We start from the raw sequence: 20090 nt of genomic DNA on the forward strand, positions 1-20090 counted from the left end.
ATGCGCAAAACTTCAATTAAAGATGTTGCTAAAAAAGCAAATGTGTCTATTGCAGCAGTTTCTCAAATTTTAAACAATAAAGGGCAACGATTCTCAAAAAATACCATAGAAAAGGTATTACAGGCACGTGATGATTTGGGGTATGTACCAAACAGTGCTGCGCGAAACCTAAAGGGGACGCATAATCGTTTAATTGGTATTATTGTACCATCTTTTCGTATGCCATTTTTCGCAGATATTATACAAAGTATGCAAGATAATGCACCCACCAATGTGAATCTCGTTTTCCTGGGGTCAACAGATGATAACTTACAAAGCACGATTTATGCGTTAGTTGAACGTGGCGCACAGGCGCTTATTTTTGGTAAGCCGATACCAAATCGTGCAGAAGTGAATGAATTTTTGAAAAAAAGACACATTCCATACCTTGTACTTGATCAAAATGCTGATATTAATGCGCAAGACATGGTTCAAACAAACGAGTTTACTGGTGGTAGCTTGGTTGCTAGTCATCTGTTATCATTAGGTCATCGAAAAATTGCGTTAATTTTACCGAATAAATTAACTGATAATATGAGACAGCGCCGCGCCGGATTTTTGGATACGTTATCAACGGCTAATTTATCACCTACTACTATTATAACCGCAACACTATCTAAACATGGTGGATTAGCTGCAGTTCATCAATTAATTCAAAGTGGTGCAACGGCTGCTTTCGTCTTAAATGATGAAATGGCGATAGGTGTATTACGTGGGTTGGCTTATCAAAATATAAATGTGCCAGCAGATATATCAATTGTAGGCTATGATGATACGGACTATGCTGAATTTATGATACCAACGTTAACCACAGTGACACAACCAGTTTTAGAGATTGGCAAGGCGGCTTTGAACATGATATTAAGACGTTTAGACCACCCGAATCTACCTTTTCAAACTGCTTTTTTTGATGTTAAATTAGTTGTGCGAGAGTCCACTGGACCAATTAAACAATAAAAACAGCTTCATATTTGAAGCTGTTTTTTTCTTGACTTTTTTTCAATGGCGACGTAGAATAAATATTGACCCTTATTAGTAAAACGTTTAACCGGCATTTTATATAAGGAGTTTTTTGACATGAAAAATAAAGTTGTGATTATTGGCAGTCTCAATATAGATACAATTCAAATGATTGATCGCTTACCCAAACAAGGGGAGACGATTAGCATTAACAATCAGGCAAGTAACTTTGGTGGTAAAGGTGCAAATCAAGCGGTTGCTGCTGCCCGTCAAGGTGCGGATGTGACCTTCATTGGTGCGGTTGGTGATGATGATCGCGGTCGTGCATTTAAACAATTATTAACAGATGAAGGTATTACAACAGATTACATTTTTACTAAAAAGCAGCCAACTGGATCGGCTACCATTATGCTGGAAGCAGATGGACATAATACGATTATGGTTTTTGGTGGCGCCAATATGAGCTTAAATGCCTCAGATATTGTGCAGTCTCATGATGTGATTGCTGCGGCCGACGTCGTTGTCGCTCAACTAGAGGTGCCAATTGATGCAGTGACTAAAGGCTTTGAGATTGCTCGTGAATTTGGCGCACTTACAATTCTAAATCCAGCGCCTATCACTTCGCATTTGAGTACTAAAATTATGGTAAACACAGATTTAGTGATCCCAAACGAGACTGAGGCGGCGGCTTTAGCGCATGTGGCACCAACAACTGATATAGAAGCATTAGATGAGTTGACAGACAAATTGAAACAGTTGGGTATGTCGCATACCATTGTCACCCTTGGTGGTGATGGCGTTTATTACAACGTCAATGGTGAAACAGGCCAATTACCAATTTTTAAGGTTAAGGCGGTTGATACAACTGCGGCAGGTGATACATTTATCGGGACAATTGCCGCTAATATTTCGCAGCGCATGAACGATTTACCAGCGATTATTACCCGTAGTTGCTTTGCTAGTTCCTTAACAGTTAGTCGTTCGGGGGCCATTGTGTCAATCCCGAAAAAAGCAGAAGTTGATGCCGGCCTACAAAATGCCAGCATAGCGAAATGAGGCCCGATATGAACACAAAAGATTTGCAAAAAAAACAAGCAGCAAAAGCGGCCATTAAATATATTCAATCAGATATGGTTGTTGGGTTAGGAACGGGTTCAACTGTCGCTTATTTCCTGGATGCTTTAGCAAAATCTGATCGCCGTATTATTGGTGTGACAACTTCTAAAGTAACCAGTGAGCGTTGTGCGACACTTAAAATTCCCATAGTTGATATAGATGAAGTTGATCATATTGATGTGACAATCGATGGGGCAGATGAAGTTGATACTTATCTTAATGGTATTAAAGGTGGCGGTGCGGCATTATTAATGGAAAAAATTGTTGCTAAAAATTCAAGAGAAAATATCTGGATAGTTGACAATAGTAAAGTACATGACACATTAGGCGCATTTCCCTTACCTGTTGAGGTGATTCCGTACGGTAGTGGTCAATTACTACGACAATTTGCTGATAAGGGATTGTTTCCTAAGTTACGTCGTAGTCAAGTAGATAATCAACCTATTATCACTGACGCAGGTCATTATATTATTGATTGTCATATGACGACAATCAATAATCCATATGCATTAGCTGAGTATTTTGAAAGCCAAGTTGGTGTTGTTGAGCACGGTTTATTTTTAAATATTTGTGATCGGGTGATTGTAGGTGGTGAAACAATTCAAATACAAGAACGTCAACAAAATCAGATGGGAATAAAGTAATGTACCTGATATATATTGGTCTGGCGGTAGTTACGGGTTTAATACTCGCAGCTGAAACCGCGCTCAATGCGCAATTAAGTGCATTGCTCAAATCACCAATTATTGCTTGCTTTGTAGCTTATACTGTTGGTACCATCATTTTGTTTTGCATGACAATCATGATTGGCGATTTTCAGAAAATTCAACACCTTTTTTCAGTCCCAATTTGGCCGTTGACAGGTGGCTTGTTCGGCCTTGTTTTCGTGATGAGTTGCATAATGCTTTTTCCAAAGATTGGTGCCGTGGAAACTGTCATGTTGCCAACATTGGGACAGATTTTATCGGGGATGCTTTTTGAAACAGTTGGTTGGTTTAGTTTACCAATCATCAATCTATCACTGTCACGTGTTGGTGGTTTGTTTATTCTTTTAGTTGGGATTTATGTTGCCATAGTGATGCCTACTAAAGTTTCTAAACAAGCATTAATAGCACCTATACCAATTAAAAAATCAGCACAACCATTAAATCGCATTTGGGCGTTTGTCGCCGGTGTTTTGTGTACGGTACAATCTATTTTTAACGGTCAGCTGGCCAACGATGTTGGCAGTTCAACAGTGAGTGCATTTTGGGTATTTTTCATTGGTTTTGTGGTATTAGCTTGCCTGAAACAAAACAGTTTGCGTAACCTTTGGACAGGGATTAAGTTAGTGCCTGCTTGGTTAGCCGGTACTACTGGTGCATTGTTTGTCACGTTTATGTCAATGCTCATTCTACCACTCGGTCCAGGATTAACCGTTAGTATATCAACATTAGGCGTGATGGTTGGCGCTGTTTTGGTACAACAATTTGGCTTATTTCAGTCAGTTCGTGTTAATATTTCGCGTTATCAAATTATAGGTATCATAACCATGTTACTTGGTATTATGATGATTAAAATGTTATAACACAAAAAAGATTATCAAAGATAATCTTTTTTTGTGGCTTAAATTAATCATTTGACATTTTAAATTAATCGTTATATAATCATTTTATTATATAACATTGAAAAGATAAGTACTTATTAAATTGATTGTATAGAGAGCTAATGATTGGTGAAAATTAGTATCATGATAATTCGGAAAATGGTCTTGGAGTTAAAATGATGTGAGCATAGCGTTTGTTAATGTCATTCGGTTACACCCGTTAACGTGTCAGAGTATCGCGTTTTCATGCCGTACTTAGTAAGCGCATCATAGTGATTTGATGCGGAAACCGGGTGGTACCACGATCTAATTCGTCCCGCAACTTTGCTTTGTCGAAGTTGCGGTTTTTTGTTGTCATGATGTTTAATAATAGAAATGGGAGATAGAAATGGCTAATAAAGTGGCGATTATAACTGGTAGTGGGCGTGGCATTGGTCAAGCCATTGCAAAACGGTTGATTAAAGATAACTATGATGTGGCAATTGCGGACATTGACCCAGCAACAGCAAAATTTGTTGCGGATGATATTAACGCGACGTCACCTAATCGTGCAAAACATTATGTACGCGATGTTGCTGATAGGGCGGCTGTTTTTGATTTAGTGGATCAAGTTGTGCGGGATTTCGGTCGTTTAGACGTTTTTGTGAACAATGCAGGCATTGCTTTTATTGATAAAATAGTCGATAGTGAGCCTGAAAAAGTTGAACGATTGTTTGATGTCAATATTAAAGGGACATTTTGGGGGATACAAGCTGCCGCAACCCAGTTTCAAAAACAAGGGGATGGCGGTAGAATTGTGAACGCTGCTTCCTTGGCGGCAGTTGAAGGTTCAGCATTACAAGGTGCCTATTCTGCTTCGAAATTTGCCATTAGAGGACTTGGACAATCGGCAGCGAAAGAACTTGCTATAGATAACATTACTGTTAATGCTTATGATCCAGGTATTGTCTTGACACCACTGCGTGACGACATTGATCGCCAGACTGCCAAAATTAAAGGGATAACGCCTGAGATACAGAGACAAAATGTTATTGATGAGATTGCACTCGGGCGGGCTGCTTTACCAGAAGATGTAGCGGATGTGGTGGCATTTTTAGTATCACCAGACGCAAAATATATTACAGGACAATCAATTTTAATAGATGGTGGTACGCGTTTTCATTGAAAATGGTCATACGATATATAATTTAAGGGAATAATTATGCTTAGAAAAAAATTACTCATTGCCGCGATAGCCATTATAGTGGTGGCTGGGGTTGCCATATTTGCGTACCAACGTTCAGCAGGTACGAACACAAAATCAGAAATAATTGTTGGGGCTATTGGGTCTGACGCTCAAACTTGGCAATATATTGCTAAATTACCGGAAACAAAGAAGAAAAATATTAACATTGTCGTTAAAAATTTTACTGATGGGGTGTCTTTAAACACTGCCACGGCAGAAGGTAAGATAGATGTCAATGCTTTCCAATCATATGCCTACTATGATGCTTATAATAAAAGTAACAAAAACAATCAATTGGCAGTATTGGGGACGACATATCTTGAACCCATGGGTATTTACTCGAACAAATATAAAACCATCAAGGATATACCAGATGGCGCGACAATTGCAATTGCGAATAACGCTGCCAACACGGCACGAGGTTTGCGTTTATTGGAAAAATCTGGACTGATCACGTTACAGTCTAATTTTGGTAGTTTATCTGGTGTGAATGCGATTAAAAGTAACCCGCATCGTCTAAAATTTAGAGAAATAGATGATACGACAGGCCCACGCGTGTTTAAAGATGATGACATCGCTGCTGCTTTAATCGGCAACACGATTGCTTTGGAAGGCAAGCTTAATGTCTTAAAAGATACTATTTTTTATGAAAAAATTAATCAGTCAACAAAAGATAATATTAATATTTTAGCAACTGCCTCAAAGGAAAAAAATAATAAACAATTCAAGCAATTAGTCCAGTTGTATCATAGTCAAGCGGCACAAAAATATATTAGTCGCAAGTTTGACAACACAAAAATTGAAGTTAAAAAGCCAGTTAGCTATTTATCTAATTAATTAATGATGATGCGGTAGTCAGTAAAGATGTTATTGATAAAATAACCTATTAAAAAACAACGTGAATCCTATTTATTAGGATTCACGTTGTTTTTGGCTGCCAAGATTATAAAATATAACTGAACACTTTCAAAAAATCTGCCGATCCTTGATGGTTGTTTTAATCAACTACTATTAAAGTGTTTGCAGATTTTTTATTTTATCATCGCATGAATTAGGTATTTTAAGATGATGCTTCATGCATAATTTTAAACTGTGATGGTGACATGCCAACGTATTTTCGAAATGCTTTTGAGAAATGAACATAACTCGTATAACCACAGGACAATGCAATAAATTTGATTGACGTATCTGACTTGATTAGCATGTCTTTAGCAGCACGTAATCGTGTGGTTGTTAAATAGGATTTAGGGTTGACCTGTAGGTAAATTTTAAATATTCGAAATAAATAGGTGCGATCAATACCGAGATAATTAACAACATCCGTGATTGTTATTGGCGTGTCGTAATTATTTCGAATATATTGTGTTGCTCTTAAGATTAACATTTTTTGAGGATTCGAATGAGTAGACGTAGTTTTATTAAATGTCGTACGTAGTGCGTTGATTAGGTTGATTAACTGTGAGGCATAATCTAAATCTTGTGTATGATCTAGACGTGACATTTTTAAAATGTTTTTAATTTCATCTTTGACAATTGGTGCTTGATTCACTGTAAATACTGGATTTTCATCTGTTAATGCAACAGTGTCCATCAGTAATGTAACATATTCTCCCGTAAAGCGGACCCACATAGTTGTCCAAGGGTCGTCATGGTCAGCAATCATATTGACAAGAATGCCTGGTTGACAGTAAAACATGCTTCCAGCTTGTAGATGATGTACTTTGCCATTACTGATAAAAGTACCTTTTCCAGACAATATCAAATGAATCATATATCCCGAACGGGCACCAGGTCCATAATGATGGTCGGGTTTAGCTGGATCAATACCACCAGATGACAAGTAGAGATATGGATTACTGAGAGAATTGTTAAATACGTATAAATTGGTCATTTTAGTCACCTTATTCCGGATCATCTTTTTGATAACAAGATGCAACATTTTGACATTGTAAAAGCGCTTACATTAGAATAATATAAAGATGTAATTAGTTGTCATTATAGCATATACAATAAGGTTTGAAAGGAAAATAATCATGGTAGATAAAAAGCAACAATATGACGCCTTTTCTGATGACGTTTTAAAATCTATTGGTGGTAAAGAGAATGCTATTGAAGCATTTCACTGTGCGACACGTTTGCGAATCAACTTGAGGGACACAGATAAGGTTGATAAGGAAGCATTGGATAAACTGAATTTAGTTAAAGGCGTCAATATTAATAGAAACCAATTGCAGTTAATTATTGGGCCTGGGCTAGTAGATGAGGTGACTGATGAATTTATTTCATACACGGGTATTACAGATCTACAGGCACAAAAAAATGAGACAGCATCAGATACAAATAAAAAAGAAAATGTGAGTTGGTTATCACATTTCATCGATGATTTAACAGGTGTGTTTACTGAAATACTACCAGGCATTTTAGCGGCTGGTATATTAATTGGCTTAAATAACCTGATGACACAAAAGATTATAGGCAACCAGTCAATCGTTACTGCTATTCCAGGATTGAAAGGTATTAGTACAATAGTTAGTTATGGTTCTAGTGGTATTTTTGCGCTATTGCCATTATTGGTTGTTTATTCTGCGACAAAACGCTATGGTGGTCGCCCCGTTATGGGGCTTGCCATGGGAGCTGTTATGATGTCTGCCAGCCTACCGTCTTTGAGTGATGTGAGCACTGGCGCTTCAAAAGCTGTTATTGCTGACATTTTTGGATGGCAGTTATCATTGTATAGTTTTGGTGGTCAAATTATTGTGGCACTCATAATGGGTTGGATTATTGCTAAAATAGACAATTATTTTCAAAAACATTTACCAGGCGTTATTCAATTTGTCTTGGCCCCTATGCTAACGATTTTAGTTGCAAGTTTTATCTTGTTTATGGTCGTAGGGCCAATTGGTATGAGCTTATCTTCATTGGTAACGGAGTCACTTGTTTGGATGTCAACAACATTTGGCATTGTAGGTTACATGATTTTTGGTGGTATTCAGCAACTCATTGTTATAACAGGCTTGCATAATATGTTTGGCGCGGTGGAAGCACAATTAATTGCAACAAAAGGGACTGATTTTTTGAATCCATTATTTAGTGTGGCTTTGATGGGACAAGGTGGGGGTGTTCTAGCTTATATGTTTTTGAATAGGCATGATGCAAAGGCAAAAGAAATTGGTTTATCATCTTTCTTCTCAATTCTGTTTGGTATTTCTGAACCAGCATTATTCGGTATTAATATTAAATATCGTTATCCATTAATTGGTGGTTGTTTTGGTGGTGCTATTGGGGCGGCTTACGTGTACATGACTAAATTGACTGCTATTAGTTTTGGTACAACAGGATTACCTGGCATTGCCATTGCCTCGCCAAATAATAATGGTTACGTCAATTATCTTATCGCCAATTTAATTGGTATGGTATCAGGCTTGATAGTCACACTATTAGTAGCAAAATTTGTGAGAAAACATCATGCTGCTAAGTAATCAATAAAGGAGAATAACATTGCCTAAAATAGTGCAAAATAAAAAAATACAGTTTCAAAATATGGTAACTAATTTAATCGATGTCGATCCTAATATCATCAGACAAGAAGAGCTTTTAGCTTCTGAAAGCCCCTATCGAGAAAAATATCATATTGAACCACATTCTGGCGTATTGAACGATCCTAATGGCTTTACCTATTTTAATAATGAATATCATTTATTTTATCAATGGACACCGCTTGCTTTTACTAAAGATCCGCATATATGGCATCATGGTTGGTATCATATGACCTCAAAAGATTTAGTGCATTGGCGGGATTTAGGCCCAGGAATAGAAAGTGATACGCAATTGGATAGCCATGGCACCTATTCAGGCAGTGGGTTAGCAGTTGATGATGAGTTGTTTTTGATGTATACCGGTAATACTTGGAATGCCAAGTGGCAACGTATGCCGTATCAAATTGGTGCAAAAATGACATCAATGGGTGAAATCAAAAAAATCAACAAGCCGTTTATAAGTGGACAGCCAATGGGCTATACATCACATTTTCGTGATCCAAAAATTTGGCGATCAAACCAGGAGTATTATGCTATATTTGGTATTCAGCGAGATAATCTAACCGGTGCAGCAATTATATATCAGTCAAAAGATTTACAAAATTGGCAACTAAAAGGTGAAATCAAAACAAAATACAATGAATTTGGTTATATGTGGGAATGTCCAGACTATTTTGAAATTGATGATCAAGGGGTGTTAATTATTTCACCACAGGGCCTTAAAACAGAAAATGATAAGTATCAAAATATTTATCAGACAGGGTGTTTTATTGGGACGAAGTTAGATTTGGATACATTGACATTTGATCATGACGATTTTCAAGAATTAGATGCAGGATTTGATTTTTATGCCTCTCAAACCACTTTGGCGCCAGATGGTCGCCGAATTTTATCAGCTTGGATGGGCGTATCAGAATTACATTACCCTACAGAGGCGTATCATTATGCTGGCGCGTTAGTTTTTCCGCGAGAACTAACAATTCATCACGGCAGACTAATTCAAAATCCAGTTCGTGAAATAAGTGAATTGCGTCATGCAGAACAAAACATTAACCTTAATGTCGCTTCTGCTCAGGTGATCAGTCAGGGTGTGACACAGGAAATAAAAATTGATGTTGATATGGCAAATACTGGACGCGTAAATATCTATTTATGTGCCGATGGTGCAAAGAAAAAATATACATGTTTGACTTTAGATCGTGGTGCACAACAAATAATACTTGATCGTACACATTCAGGCGTGACGCTCAATGTTGAAAACGGAAATATCAGAAAACGGCATTTGGCAATAGAAAAATTAGTACAATTAGATATTTTAATTGATCGCTCTTCGGTTGAAATATTTGTTAATCAGGGAGAATTAGTGTTTACAGAAAGAATTTTTCCTGATGAATTACAAGATAATGTTTTTGTTGAGGCAATAGATGGTGTTACTAAAGTTGTTGGCAAAAAATGGTCACTATGATTATGAAACGCTATTTAAAACTATACTGAATCAATTTAGAAGGGGTAATGTTTATGTTTAGTTTTTTTAAAAAACAAGAAAACAGTCAAATTCAAGAAATCTTAACAGATAATAACTTATACAGTCCGATACAAGGTGATTTTTTGAGCCTAGAGAAAGTTAATGATCCAGTCTTTTCGGAGAAAGCTATGGGCGATGGTTTTGCGATTCAACCAACTGAGGATCAACTGATTGTTAGTCCAGTCGCAGGTGAGGTGACGATGGTGGCTGGTACAAAGCATGCGATAGGTATTCATATGGCTAATGGGCTTGATATATTATTACATTTAGGTTTAGACACTGTTAATATGGGTGGTAGTCCATTTAATATTAATATTAAAGTTGGGGATACTGTCAGCGCAGGGCAACATTTAGGGATAATGAATTTAGAGGAGATTAGTGGTGCTGGTTACGAAACAACCGTAATGGTTATTGTTACGAATATGGACGTATTAGAAACGTTAACCACTAATGATGGTAGTTATCAGGCTGGCGAAAAGGTTGGCACGGTAACAGTGAAACAATAATGATAAATTATTTATCCATTGGTAGATGTTGCAAGCATGGCTGCTGAAATTAAGTGTTAAAAAACAACGTGCAATACGAGCCCTTATTTATTTTCTTTTTTTAATAACGGTGGTATGATAGTGTTTATATTTTAGTTTGGGATGGCATACTACCATGGAAAATAAGCGTTTGGGTATCACTTCTGGATTTGCAGCATATTTTATGTGGGGATTACTGGGGGTGTTTTGGGAACTACTGAGTGTTGTGCCGGCGATGGATACATTAGCCTATCGGATTGTGTGGTCTCTTGTCACCATTAGCATTGTGCTGACAGTGCAAAAAAGTTGGGCTGAGGTCTGGCATGTCATTGTGACCTTAATTCATAATCGCAAAATAGGTTGGATTATATTGAGCGCCTTTCTGATTTCAATCAATTGGTTTTTATACATCACTATGGTAACCCATGAACAAGCAACAGAAGCAAGTCTCGCCTATTACATCATGCCGCTCATGAATGTTGTTGTAGCAGTGATGTTTTTGCATGAAAAACTCTCACGTTCTAAAATAATCGCGTTAACGCTTGTGGTCATTGGTGTCATTATCCTAACCATTCAAACTGGGTCATTGCCGTTGAATACTTTGTTAATGGCTGCTTCATTCTGTTTTTATGGCGTAATTAAAAAGCAGGTGCCTTTACCCGCAACGATTTCATTGGCATTAGAAACAGTTATTGTTGCACCTATAGCGTTAGTATACTTATTTTTATCGCCACATGTGATGACGCAAGATGGGCCAAGAATCACAATACTATTAATCATGAGTGGTATTCTAACGGTAATTCCTTTGCTACTTTTCGCTGTGGCGAATAAAAATACTGATTTCATTACATTGAGCTTTATTCAATATTTGAACCCCACGATTCAACTACTGATGGCAGTATTTGTTTTACATGAAGCATTTAATTGGCATAAGGTGATTGTTTTTGCATTCATTTGGTCTGGTATATTGGTATTTATTTTCGGCAGTTTTAGTAGCTATCAAAAATCAAAAAAAGCATTCAAGCCATAACTCGTGTGAGGCTTGAATGCTTTTTAACTGATCGTAAAGACGACTGATGCATGATTGGTTTAAAAACGCCAAGATAACATCGAATGATTGACCAAGTAAGTGATACGTTTTTGGAATTGAACTAATGGCTCAATTTCTGGTTGGCTTAGCCAAATCGAAATAAAGGTGGTTAATGTTTCGATTAAATAGGCGGCATCTAGATCGTTCTTTTTAATATCAGGGTTGTATTTTATGAGAAGTGACTGGTATTTTGTTTTAATAAATTGTGTCCAAATGCCTTTAATGTAAGGCCGTGTGTATAAAATATGTAAGGTTTCTTTTTTATAGTAAAGCAGCGGTGTCATATCATTTATAAATATTGATAGCACACCCTCATGGTCAGATAAACGTTTTTCTACTCTGATTTTAATGTCTTGATCCACTTTATTGATGAGTGTATAGACTAAGTCATCATATGACGGGAAGTAGTATTGTACACGTTCTGCTGATAGACCAGATAATTGCTGAATAGATTCTAAGTTAGGCGCTTCGTCTCGACTAGTTGCCATACATTTTAAAAAAGATGACAAAATGAGCGTTTCCTCTTGGTTTGTCGTTGTGTCAATGTCTTTGGCAATAAAATAATTTAATGGTAAATCAAACGTATCAATGATGAGTAACATGATTTCAGTGGACGGATAACTACGATTATTTTCCCAGTTGGATATAGATTGATAGGAAATATATATCTTTGCGGCAAATTCTTGTTGTGTTAGATTATGAGTTGTACGTAATTGCTTAATTTGATCGCCAATAGTCATTATGATTTCCCCCATAAAAATTAATGCAATAATTATATTATACATTAAATATAATAGGTTTCAATGTCAATTAGTGATATTATGCACAATAATTGAAATGTTGTATTTATGACAAGGAGAAACTATGTCATTATTAGACAAAAAAATGACTTCATTTTAAAATAGCTATTGGCCGGACCCAACCGGCAGAGGCCTTATAAATATTAATTGGTTGGCAAATAATTGTGAAACCATCATCAGGTAATAGATCTAAGTTACCCATTTTTTCCATTTGATAATACGGAATCGTTGTACCTGAATAATGTCCTTCCCAAATGATAGATGGATCTTTTGTCTTAGCAAATTTTTCTGCTGTGAAATTAAAAGGTGCATCCCAACTCCAAGCATCAGTACCAACTACTTTGACACCACGTTCAGTTAAGTATAATGTGGCTTCACGTCCCATACCAATACCTGAGGATAAGTAGTCATCTGAACCATAACGGGCACCTGCAGTAGTATTGACAACAACAATATCACCAGGTTTTAAAACATGATTAATGCGATAAAGTTCTTGCTCTACTTCATTAGCTGTAATCACATGACCATTTTCAAAATGACGAAAGTCAAATTTTACACCATTACCTATAAAGTTCTCTAGTGGGAGTTCATCAATCGTAGGCATGGCCGAGCCATTATCCTGTTTTGAATTAAAGTGATACGGGGCATCCATGTGAGTGCCAGAATGACTAGTAAGCTTCAGATTCTCTGATGCCCAGCCTTCTTCATTTTTCAAATCTTTTGTATTAAGGCCTGTAAATACGTTAGCCATTTGTTTGGCACCGGCTATATGGTCAGTATACTCAATTTCTGGTTTAGCTTCCTTGGGATCAGATGCGATGCCCGCTTTAAGACTCACTGATAAATCAATAATTTTCATAAGTGTATCCTCTTCAAATTTCATTTTACAAGTTATTTATAAACTGCATGTGATAATGATTGTATCATAATCTGGCGAGAGGTATGCTTAAATTTCACGTCACTATTTTTTTAACCAATACCACAATAAACAATAAAAGTCACTAATATATTTCAGGAAGATATTTGATAAATAAGTGAAAAATTAGGGGTTGCAATTTGATAAACTATAAATTACAGAAGGTTAATATCATATAGAAGGGAGATGCCATGAAAAAATTACGTCTATTTATTGCCTTAATTTTAATATTTGGTGGGGGGCAAGTTTTTTTAAAAAATAATTTCACGCACACTCAAATAGTTATTTTGGTGCTTGAGTTAATACTAGGTGCCGTATCACTTTGCTATGAAGTTACTCATTATAAGACGAATAATTGAAGTTGACAGAATATGGTTTAGCTAAGCATAAGTCAGAGAACGTTAGAATGTGGGTAAGAGACATTTCAAATTATTTTTTTCTTAATAATTAGAGTTAAAATAATGATCTACTGTAACCTAATTTAAAAGTTTCAAAAGTTATTTTTTGTGCCAAATTGGCATAAATTCATCATTTTTTGAGGTGTATAATTAGGTTATCAAAATGAATAAGAGGATTAGAATTATGAATAAGTTTGAATTTTCAAATAATTTCCAAGGCATGAACAATCAGCAATTATCTGAAGTATCAGGTGGGAAAATTATTCGTGTCACACAGTGGCAATTATATAATACAACAACACATAAATATTTTGCTGATAACTCAGCTATTATGAGTACAACAGGGCGCACCGTTGTTAGTGGTTGGTTTTCTAGTTTCCGGCCTTTTCAACACTAATTGATAAGTAAAGGATTTGGGTGATATTGTGAAAAAAAGTATTGATACATTGTCATTTTTAAATAGTGTTTCTTTGAGTGATAAACAAGAACGTGAATACTTAGATGTTGCAATTGAACAATTAAATAAACATCAAAATGAGCATAACGTTTTATCAGAATTGCAATTTAATCTGACACAATTGGCAATAAAGCAAAAAATTTCAAAAGACGGGCTTGCGTTTTTGATGCAATTAAATAAACCTAATATGGGTGTTGATTATGGCAGAGCATCCATGACATGGTTTTAATCGCGTTACGATTGATTCCATTAAGTAAAAAGCACTTCAGTCCTATTAATACAGGATTGAAGTGCTTTTTAGAAAGTATCATTTGACCATACCCAATGAAGCCATAAATGTGCGCGTAGGTGTCACATCAACACTAAAATTGATAATGCTTTGTTTCGTCTTTATTAATAAAAACAAAAGTGTAGGTTAGAAAAATAATTAGCAAGACGATTGGCCCTATTAGGGATGTGAGTGCAACCGAATGCGTTGCACTAAATGCTGAATCATCTAAAAATGACGGTAAATTGAATAAAAAATGGGTTGCAAATGGGATTAATAAGCTTCGTGATCGAATATACAGCATACTGACTAAACATCCAAATCCAAAAGTATAAATCATCTGTCCGAGTGTTTGTATCACATTTTGATTAAGTAAGTTCATCAAATGAGACAACGAGAACATAGAAGCAGATAATAAGATGCTAAGCTGTACACGCCATTTATGATTTTTAAAATAAACCAGTAATGCGCCAAAAACAAGGCCACGATCGATATACTCTTCGAAAAAAACACTGGTGACAACAACGAGTAAAATCATGAGATAGTGTGGGATGTGATTCACGATCAGACTTAATTTGCCAGGTTCATCAACAAAAAATAGTAATAAGCGTAAAGCGTACAGAAGGATTGGTATGATATAAACTGATTTATCTAACCAAGTATCATGTGCTGGTTTTATGAATACTTTGGTTAATTTGTATTTGTGATTAACTAAGTATAAGATACCTATACTTAATAAAGAATTCAGAACCACGATCGTATATTGTGATAACTGTGTCGAATAGGCCAGTAAGTTCTCAAAACCAATTGTGAATACGAGGCTACCAAGCCATACTAACAAAATTTGTATCAGTAAATTTTTTCTAGATGTCATAGTGTTAGTGTAGCATAAGTTAGCTGGTTTCAAAAAGTGCCATTTTGGCAATGTAAAATTGATGGTGCTGTTGTATGATGAAGAGTGTACTGACCATATGTTGATGTTATGAACTAGTAATATCTAGTTGAATAGGGTTAATCTATGAATTATTTGTAATATATTAAAAACAAAAAGGAGGCTTATATAATGTTATCAAACAAAGAACTAAAAAGGTTATCAGTTAAAGATTTATCTGAGATTAAAGGTGGCTCTCAAATGATCTCGCGTGGTGCTTTGTACATGCAAACACCATCTCAACGTAGATCATTTGGTCATGGATTTTTGAATGGATTCAAAAAAGCTTGGTCTTAAGAACAAAAATATATGGAGGTGAAGGAAATGACTGGTTTAGAAAAATTAAATCAATTAAATGATAACGAGTTGAGCACTGTTTTAGGTGGTAAAAAGAGCAGTAACTACTCAGCGGGACAAGCTTATGGATTTATGGCTGGCGCAGTAATTAGAGGCGCTTTGTTTTTCTATTGATACTGAATATGAAAAAAATAGTATTAGATCGCGATTTTTATAAAAAGCATGACATCTATTTTGGGGTTATAGCATTAATATTCTCTTTAGTGATACTTCAAAGAGCACTGAGTGTACCACTTTTAATATTTAATGCTATTTTCTTAATATTATCCCTTATAAAGATTACTTTTTCAGTTATTTCGATTAGACGAATAAATTAAAGTATAAAATGATATTTGTTAGCACCGTAGTCAGTACCGTTGCTAACAAATATTTTTTTGTGCCAATAGATATCGTATTAAGTTAAATATCTGAATGTTAATACCACAAAAAGCAATAAATGTCACTAATATATTTCAGCAAAAATTTCGATAAACATGTGTAAAATTAGGGGTTGTAATTTGCTAAACTGTAAATTAGAGGATGATAAATGTTTATCAAAAAGCTTAGTTACATCCCTCAAGTCGACGAACGTGATTGTGGTGTTGCAGCCTTGGCAATGATTGCCGCACATTATAAGACACGGTTATCCTTGGCACATTTACGAGAAATAGCCAAGACAGACATGGAGGGCACCACAGCATTAGGCATTGTTAGGGCAGCACAAGCACTTGATTTTGATACCACGCCTGTTCGGGCAGATCTTTCTATATTTGACCAGAAAGATTTGCCATATCCATTTATTGCACATGTTCAAAAAGATGGTAAATACCCACATTACTATGTTGTCTATGGTGTACGAGGGAATAATTTATTAATCGCTGATCCAGATATTACCGTTGGTAAAACAAAAATGTCAAAAGACTATTTTGCTAAGGAGTGGACGGGTGTTGCGATATTTATTGCCCCCAATCCAACTTATAAACCAACTAAAGATCAAAAGCGATCATTAAGTGCGTTTATACCCATTATCGGTAAGCAACGTGGGTTAGTGACTAACATCGTGATTGCAGCGTTGATGGTTACCTTAGTTAGCATTTTAGGTTCTTATTATTTACAGGGGATTATTGATACTTATATACCAGATAATATGAAAAACACCTTAGGTATTGTTTCGGTGGGACTCATTGCTGCTTATGCGATCCAACAAATGTTATCATATGCTCGAGATTATCTGTTAATTATTATGGGGCAAAGATTATCAATTGATATTATCTTGTCTTACATTAAACATATTTTTGAACTACCAATGTCTTTTTTTGCAACCAGAAGAACGGGTGAAATTATTAGTCGTTTCACGGATGCGAATGCCATTATTGAGGCGCTAGCTAGTACGATATTATCTTTGTTTCTAGATGTTGGCATACTAATGATAGTCGGGACAGTGCTGGTTATTCAAAACACGACATTGTTCTTAGTGTCATTAATTGCGGTGCCAGCTTATGCACTCGTAGTCTGGCTATTTATGAAACCCTTTGCCAAGATGAATAATGATCAGATGCAGGCTGGTTCGATGCTGAGTGCTTCAATCATTGAAGACATTAATGGTGTCGAAACGATTAAAGCATTGAACAGTGAACAGACTGCTTATAAAAAAGTTGATCATGAGTTTGTGACTTATTTGGATAAATCATTTATCTATGCAAAAACGGAAGCCATTCAAAATGCACTCAAGAGCTTATTACACTTAATTTTGAATGTTGTAGTCCTTTGGATTGGGGCACAACTGGTCATGTCAAACAAAATAAGCATGGGGCAGTTGATTACATATAATGCGTTACTTGGATTTTTTACTGATCCGTTACAAAATATCATCAACTTACAAACGAAGTTGCAGCAAGCTGCAGTTGCTAATAATCGTTTGAATGAAGTTTATTTAGTTGATTCAGAGTATCAAGAACATACAGCATTAAGTGAAGAAATAGCAGATAGCAGTGACATCAGCATGACACAGGTCACCTATAAATATGGATTTGGTGCACCGGCTATTGATGAGGTGTCGCTTCGCATTAGGGCAGGTGAAAAAGTAGCTTTGGTAGGGGTGAGCGGTTCGGGGAAATCGACATTAGTTAAGTTGTTAGTTAACTTTTTTCATCCAGAGTCTGGCACGATTATGTTAGGCAATAGTCGTTTAGAGAATATAGATAAACATGAGTTACGTGCTTATATCAATTATTTGCCACAAGAACCTTATATCTTCACGGGTTCAATTATTGATAATTTAGTACTCGGAGCTAAACAAGGCACCACACAAGCAGACATTATACGTGCGACTGAATTAGCTGAGATTATAACTGACATTGAAAATATGTCACAAGGATTTAATACAGAACTAGCAGAGAGTGGTAATATTTCAGGTGGTCAAAAGCAACGAATTGCTTTAGCACGAGCGTTACTTGTTGATTCACCAGTATTGATATTAGATGAATCTACTAGTAATTTGGATGTATTGACGGAAAAGAAAATCATTCATAATTTGATGTCATTAACTGATAAAACAATTATTTTTGTTGCTCATCGCCTGACAATATCCAAAAGTGTACAACGTATTATTGCCATGCAATCGGGGAAAATCATTGAAGATGGGTCTCATGATGAGCTACTGGCACAAGCAGGTTTTTATGCCTCGTTGTTCAATGATTAGGGGGTTAAAGCATGTTTGATTCAAAATATCTAGAAAGTGGCGAGTTTTATCAACGACGTTATAAAAATTTTTCGACATTAATTATTATCCCTTTATTTATATTATTAATTGCAGTTATCTTGTTTGGTATGTTTGCCACAAGAGAAATCACAACAAAGGCAACGGGTCAAATTGTACCAGCTCAAGTATTATCAATTATTCAATCGACAAGTAATAACGCTATTGATGAAAACAAATTATCAGAAAATAAAGTCATTAACAAAGGGGAACTATTGGTCTCCTTCAAACACGATGATGAGCAGTTATCTACGCAAGTATTAACGCAACAAATTAACAATGTCACTGAGCGACTACAAAGTCTAGCAACCTACAAAATGAGTATTGATTCAGGTAGTAGTCAGTTTTCTGGGCAAGATAAATTTGGTTATGATAGTTTATTCAATGATTATATTGCCCAATCTAGTGCATTAAATGATGATTTTGCACAACAAACAAGTGATAAAGTGACTGCAAATCAACAAGCAGATCATCAAATTGATGTTTTAAAGCAAAATCAAACAAAAAATAATGATAAATTACAACAATATCAGGATTTACGCAATGCTATTGATCATGATTCAAGTGTTAAACATAACACGTATCAATCTCTTTACGATAGCTACATTGCACAACAGAAAGCGGCGACGACACCAGCAGAAAAGGAACAAATCAAGCAAGCGGCTGCAGCGAATGTTCAACAACAGATTGATCAATTAAGTAACGGTAATGATACGTATGATACACAAATAGCTGGCATTGGTAAAAGTGGCCCGTTGTCAAAAAGTAGTACTTTAGACAAGGTGGCTGATTTAAAAAATCAACAATTAGCCAGTGTGCAGAAAGAAATTAATACCGACCAGGAAAATCTTGATGAATTAAAAGCGAAACAACAATCTGCCAATAACAGCTACCAAGATACAGTGATTAAGTCACCAGAAGCAGGCGTTGTGCATTTAGAAACTGATAAAAGTAACACTAAATATTATCCGAAAGGGACCACAGTTGCTCAAATTTATCCCAAGTTATCTGATAAAACAAAATTAGAAGTGATTTATTATGTCCCAGCAAGTAACATTGTCGGACTCAAGATCAATCAAAAAATACGGTTTACCGCGAATCAAAATGTCACACAACCAATGGTGTTAGATGGGACAGTCAAAGAAATAGGGACAGCCCCTATAGCCTCTAAGGAAGGGGCGTTTTATAAATGTGTTGCGGCATTAACAGTTTCTCGTAGTCAGCGTGACAACATGAAATATGGAATCAATGGTCGTGTCACTGTTATAAAAGGTAAGAAAACCTGGGCACAGTATTATAAAGATAAAGTAATGGGAGATCGAAATGATTGATAATTATGGTTTTTGTGAGTTAAATGAAGCGGACTTGGCGGCTATATCTGGTGGTAGTTCTGAAGATATTGCACAGAATTTGAGAACATTACGGGTTACTTCTCATTTGAGTAGAGAAGAATTAGCTGATAAGCTAAATATTGAATTGTCAACACTTGCACGATACGAAGTGGGAAACCGTATCCCAAGTATTGATACAATTATTACCATTGCAAAAATATTTAATACAGATGTTAGTAATATTATTCTGTGACGGTGTGGATCATAGTTTATAAGGGTTAATTTATTGATGATA

22 protein-coding genes and 1 other annotated feature are annotated in these 20090 nt (G+C 35.9%); of the genes, 18 read left to right on the forward strand and 4 right to left on the reverse strand.

The features are described 5' to 3' along the window. The 6 genes from rbsR (at nucleotide 1) to AB3K24_RS00255 (ending at nucleotide 5762) form a co-directional block, all read left to right on the forward strand. Complete coding sequence (gene rbsR, locus AB3K24_RS00230; protein ID WP_367973050.1) at nucleotides 1-996, forward strand: ribose utilization transcriptional repressor RbsR; 996 nt, start codon at nucleotides 1-3, stop codon at nucleotides 994-996. A 120-nt stretch (nucleotides 997-1116) separates the two neighbouring features. Then, the gene (gene rbsK / locus AB3K24_RS00235) at nucleotides 1117-2055 is read left to right on the forward strand and encodes a ribokinase (RefSeq protein WP_367973052.1); all 939 of its coding nucleotides are present in this window, start codon (nucleotides 1117-1119) and stop codon (nucleotides 2053-2055) included. 8 nt (nucleotides 2056-2063) lie between these two features. Further along, nucleotides 2064-2759 carry a ribose-5-phosphate isomerase RpiA gene (gene rpiA, locus AB3K24_RS00240; RefSeq protein WP_367973054.1) on the forward strand — a complete coding sequence of 232 codons (696 nt, stop codon included), beginning with the start codon at nucleotides 2064-2066 and terminating at the stop codon, nucleotides 2757-2759. Continuing rightward, nucleotides 2759-3682, forward strand: a complete 924-nt coding sequence (locus AB3K24_RS00245) for a DMT family transporter (protein WP_367973056.1) — start codon at nucleotides 2759-2761, stop codon at nucleotides 3680-3682. Before rpiA ends, AB3K24_RS00245 begins: the two co-directional genes overlap by 1 nt. Before the next feature lie 88 nt (nucleotides 3683-3770). Continuing rightward, nucleotides 3771-4022: a binding site (T-box leader), on the forward strand. Between the two features lie 66 nt (nucleotides 4023-4088). Further along, a complete protein-coding gene (locus AB3K24_RS00250) occupies nucleotides 4089-4865 on the forward strand; it encodes an acetoin reductase (RefSeq protein WP_367973058.1) in 777 nt (258 codons plus the stop codon). A gap of 36 nt (nucleotides 4866-4901) precedes the next feature. Continuing rightward, complete coding sequence (locus tag AB3K24_RS00255; protein ID WP_367973060.1) at nucleotides 4902-5762, forward strand: MetQ/NlpA family ABC transporter substrate-binding protein; 861 nt, start codon at nucleotides 4902-4904, stop codon at nucleotides 5760-5762. Nucleotides 5763-5985: 223 nt separating this feature from the next. Here the strand turns inward: AB3K24_RS00255 and AB3K24_RS00260 are convergent, their stop codons facing one another. After that, nucleotides 5986-6816 (reverse strand): AraC family transcriptional regulator, encoded by an 831-nt coding sequence (locus tag AB3K24_RS00260; protein WP_367973062.1) that lies wholly within the window; start codon nucleotides 6814-6816, stop codon nucleotides 5986-5988. 142 nt (nucleotides 6817-6958) lie between these two features. On the opposite strand from AB3K24_RS00260, the gene AB3K24_RS00265 reads away from it, so the two are divergent. The 4 genes from AB3K24_RS00265 to rarD all read left to right on the forward strand — a co-directional run bounded on the left by AB3K24_RS00265 (nucleotide 6959) and on the right by rarD (nucleotide 11540). Continuing rightward, nucleotides 6959-8404 carry a PTS transporter subunit EIIC gene (locus AB3K24_RS00265; protein ID WP_367973064.1) on the forward strand — a complete coding sequence of 482 codons (1446 nt, stop codon included), beginning with the start codon at nucleotides 6959-6961 and terminating at the stop codon, nucleotides 8402-8404. A 19-nt stretch (nucleotides 8405-8423) separates the two neighbouring features. Next, nucleotides 8424-9926 (forward strand): sucrose-6-phosphate hydrolase, encoded by a 1503-nt coding sequence (locus AB3K24_RS00270; protein ID WP_367973066.1) that lies wholly within the window; start codon nucleotides 8424-8426, stop codon nucleotides 9924-9926. 53 nt (nucleotides 9927-9979) lie between these two features. After that, complete coding sequence (locus tag AB3K24_RS00275; protein WP_367973068.1) at nucleotides 9980-10492, forward strand: PTS sugar transporter subunit IIA; 513 nt, start codon at nucleotides 9980-9982, stop codon at nucleotides 10490-10492. A gap of 154 nt (nucleotides 10493-10646) precedes the next feature. Then, the gene (rarD, locus tag AB3K24_RS00280; RefSeq protein ID WP_367973070.1) at nucleotides 10647-11540 is read left to right on the forward strand and encodes an EamA family transporter RarD; all 894 of its coding nucleotides are present in this window, start codon (nucleotides 10647-10649) and stop codon (nucleotides 11538-11540) included. 59 nt (nucleotides 11541-11599) lie between these two features. On the opposite strand, the gene AB3K24_RS00285 is transcribed toward rarD, so the two are convergent. Beyond that, entirely contained in the window at nucleotides 11600-12340 is a 741-nt protein-coding gene (locus AB3K24_RS00285; protein WP_367973072.1) for a helix-turn-helix domain-containing protein, read from the reverse strand. Between the two features lie 151 nt (nucleotides 12341-12491). After that, entirely contained in the window at nucleotides 12492-13259 is a 768-nt protein-coding gene (locus AB3K24_RS00290; RefSeq protein ID WP_367973074.1) for a cyclase family protein, read from the reverse strand. 248 nt (nucleotides 13260-13507) lie between these two features. Here AB3K24_RS00290 and AB3K24_RS00295 point away from each other — a divergent pair, with 248 nt between their 5' ends. The 3 genes from AB3K24_RS00295 (at nucleotide 13508) to AB3K24_RS00305 (ending at nucleotide 14400) form a co-directional block, all read left to right on the forward strand. Beyond that, complete coding sequence (locus tag AB3K24_RS00295) at nucleotides 13508-13675, forward strand: hypothetical protein (RefSeq protein WP_367973076.1); 168 nt, start codon at nucleotides 13508-13510, stop codon at nucleotides 13673-13675. A 223-nt stretch (nucleotides 13676-13898) separates the two neighbouring features. After that, nucleotides 13899-14111, forward strand: coding sequence for a hypothetical protein (locus tag AB3K24_RS00300; RefSeq protein ID WP_367973078.1), 213 nt, complete (start codon nucleotides 13899-13901; stop codon nucleotides 14109-14111). Nucleotides 14112-14139: 28 nt separating this feature from the next. Beyond that, nucleotides 14140-14400, forward strand: a complete 261-nt coding sequence (locus AB3K24_RS00305) for a hypothetical protein (protein ID WP_367973080.1) — start codon at nucleotides 14140-14142, stop codon at nucleotides 14398-14400. A gap of 133 nt (nucleotides 14401-14533) precedes the next feature. Here the strand turns inward: AB3K24_RS00305 and AB3K24_RS00310 are convergent, their stop codons facing one another. Next, nucleotides 14534-15313 carry a CPBP family intramembrane glutamic endopeptidase gene (locus AB3K24_RS00310; protein WP_367973082.1) on the reverse strand — a complete coding sequence of 260 codons (780 nt, stop codon included), beginning with the start codon at nucleotides 15311-15313 and terminating at the stop codon, nucleotides 14534-14536. A 189-nt stretch (nucleotides 15314-15502) separates the two neighbouring features. Here AB3K24_RS00310 and AB3K24_RS00315 point away from each other — a divergent pair, with 189 nt between their 5' ends. From AB3K24_RS00315 to AB3K24_RS00335, 5 genes are all read left to right on the forward strand, one after another. Beyond that, nucleotides 15503-15667 carry a hypothetical protein gene (locus AB3K24_RS00315; protein ID WP_367973084.1) on the forward strand — a complete coding sequence of 55 codons (165 nt, stop codon included), beginning with the start codon at nucleotides 15503-15505 and terminating at the stop codon, nucleotides 15665-15667. A gap of 27 nt (nucleotides 15668-15694) precedes the next feature. Beyond that, nucleotides 15695-15841: a bacteriocin gene (locus tag AB3K24_RS00320; RefSeq protein WP_367973086.1), complete on the forward strand. Its 147-nt coding sequence runs from the start codon at nucleotides 15695-15697 to the stop codon at nucleotides 15839-15841. Between the two features lie 412 nt (nucleotides 15842-16253). Then, the gene (locus AB3K24_RS00325) at nucleotides 16254-18407 is read left to right on the forward strand and encodes a peptide cleavage/export ABC transporter (protein ID WP_367973088.1); all 2154 of its coding nucleotides are present in this window, start codon (nucleotides 16254-16256) and stop codon (nucleotides 18405-18407) included. Between the two features lie 11 nt (nucleotides 18408-18418). After that, nucleotides 18419-19795, forward strand: coding sequence for a bacteriocin secretion accessory protein (locus AB3K24_RS00330; RefSeq protein ID WP_367973090.1), 1377 nt, complete (start codon nucleotides 18419-18421; stop codon nucleotides 19793-19795). Beyond that, entirely contained in the window at nucleotides 19788-20048 is a 261-nt protein-coding gene (locus tag AB3K24_RS00335) for a helix-turn-helix domain-containing protein (RefSeq protein ID WP_367973092.1), read from the forward strand. Before AB3K24_RS00330 ends, AB3K24_RS00335 begins: the two co-directional genes overlap by 8 nt. Nucleotides 20049-20090: the final 42 nt, after the last annotated feature.

The sequence above is a fragment of the Leuconostoc aquikimchii genome, from assembly GCF_040838325.1.
Taxonomy (GTDB): domain Bacteria; phylum Bacillota; class Bacilli; order Lactobacillales; family Lactobacillaceae; genus Leuconostoc; species Leuconostoc aquikimchii.

Coding starts and splice junctions, on each gene's coding strand:
- AB3K24_RS00295 (WP_367973076.1), top strand. CDS start 13,508: ATGAAAAAATTACGTCTATTTATTGCCTTAATTTTAATATTTGGTGGG.
- AB3K24_RS00315 (WP_367973084.1), top strand. CDS start 15,503: ATGTTATCAAACAAAGAACTAAAAAGGTTATCAGTTAAAGATTTATCT.
- AB3K24_RS00255 (WP_367973060.1), top strand. CDS start 4,902: ATGCTTAGAAAAAAATTACTCATTGCCGCGATAGCCATTATAGTGGTG.
- AB3K24_RS00265 (WP_367973064.1), top strand. CDS start 6,959: ATGGTAGATAAAAAGCAACAATATGACGCCTTTTCTGATGACGTTTTA.
- AB3K24_RS00330 (WP_367973090.1), top strand. CDS start 18,419: ATGTTTGATTCAAAATATCTAGAAAGTGGCGAGTTTTATCAACGACGT.
- AB3K24_RS00260 (WP_367973062.1), bottom strand. CDS start 6,816: ATGACCAATTTATACGTATTTAACAATTCTCTCAGTAATCCATATCTC.
- AB3K24_RS00320 (WP_367973086.1), top strand. CDS start 15,695: ATGACTGGTTTAGAAAAATTAAATCAATTAAATGATAACGAGTTGAGC.
- AB3K24_RS00250 (WP_367973058.1), top strand. CDS start 4,089: ATGGCTAATAAAGTGGCGATTATAACTGGTAGTGGGCGTGGCATTGGT.
- AB3K24_RS00310 (WP_367973082.1), bottom strand. CDS start 15,313: ATGACATCTAGAAAAAATTTACTGATACAAATTTTGTTAGTATGGCTT.
- rarD (WP_367973070.1), top strand. CDS start 10,647: ATGGAAAATAAGCGTTTGGGTATCACTTCTGGATTTGCAGCATATTTT.
- rbsR (WP_367973050.1), top strand. CDS start 1: ATGCGCAAAACTTCAATTAAAGATGTTGCTAAAAAAGCAAATGTGTCT.
- AB3K24_RS00245 (WP_367973056.1), top strand. CDS start 2,759: ATGTACCTGATATATATTGGTCTGGCGGTAGTTACGGGTTTAATACTC.
- AB3K24_RS00275 (WP_367973068.1), top strand. CDS start 9,980: ATGTTTAGTTTTTTTAAAAAACAAGAAAACAGTCAAATTCAAGAAATC.
- rbsK (WP_367973052.1), top strand. CDS start 1,117: ATGAAAAATAAAGTTGTGATTATTGGCAGTCTCAATATAGATACAATT.
- AB3K24_RS00300 (WP_367973078.1), top strand. CDS start 13,899: ATGAATAAGTTTGAATTTTCAAATAATTTCCAAGGCATGAACAATCAG.
- AB3K24_RS00335 (WP_367973092.1), top strand. CDS start 19,788: ATGATTGATAATTATGGTTTTTGTGAGTTAAATGAAGCGGACTTGGCG.
- AB3K24_RS00285 (WP_367973072.1), bottom strand. CDS start 12,340: ATGACTATTGGCGATCAAATTAAGCAATTACGTACAACTCATAATCTA.
- rpiA (WP_367973054.1), top strand. CDS start 2,064: ATGAACACAAAAGATTTGCAAAAAAAACAAGCAGCAAAAGCGGCCATT.
- AB3K24_RS00290 (WP_367973074.1), bottom strand. CDS start 13,259: ATGAAAATTATTGATTTATCAGTGAGTCTTAAAGCGGGCATCGCATCT.
- AB3K24_RS00325 (WP_367973088.1), top strand. CDS start 16,254: ATGTTTATCAAAAAGCTTAGTTACATCCCTCAAGTCGACGAACGTGAT.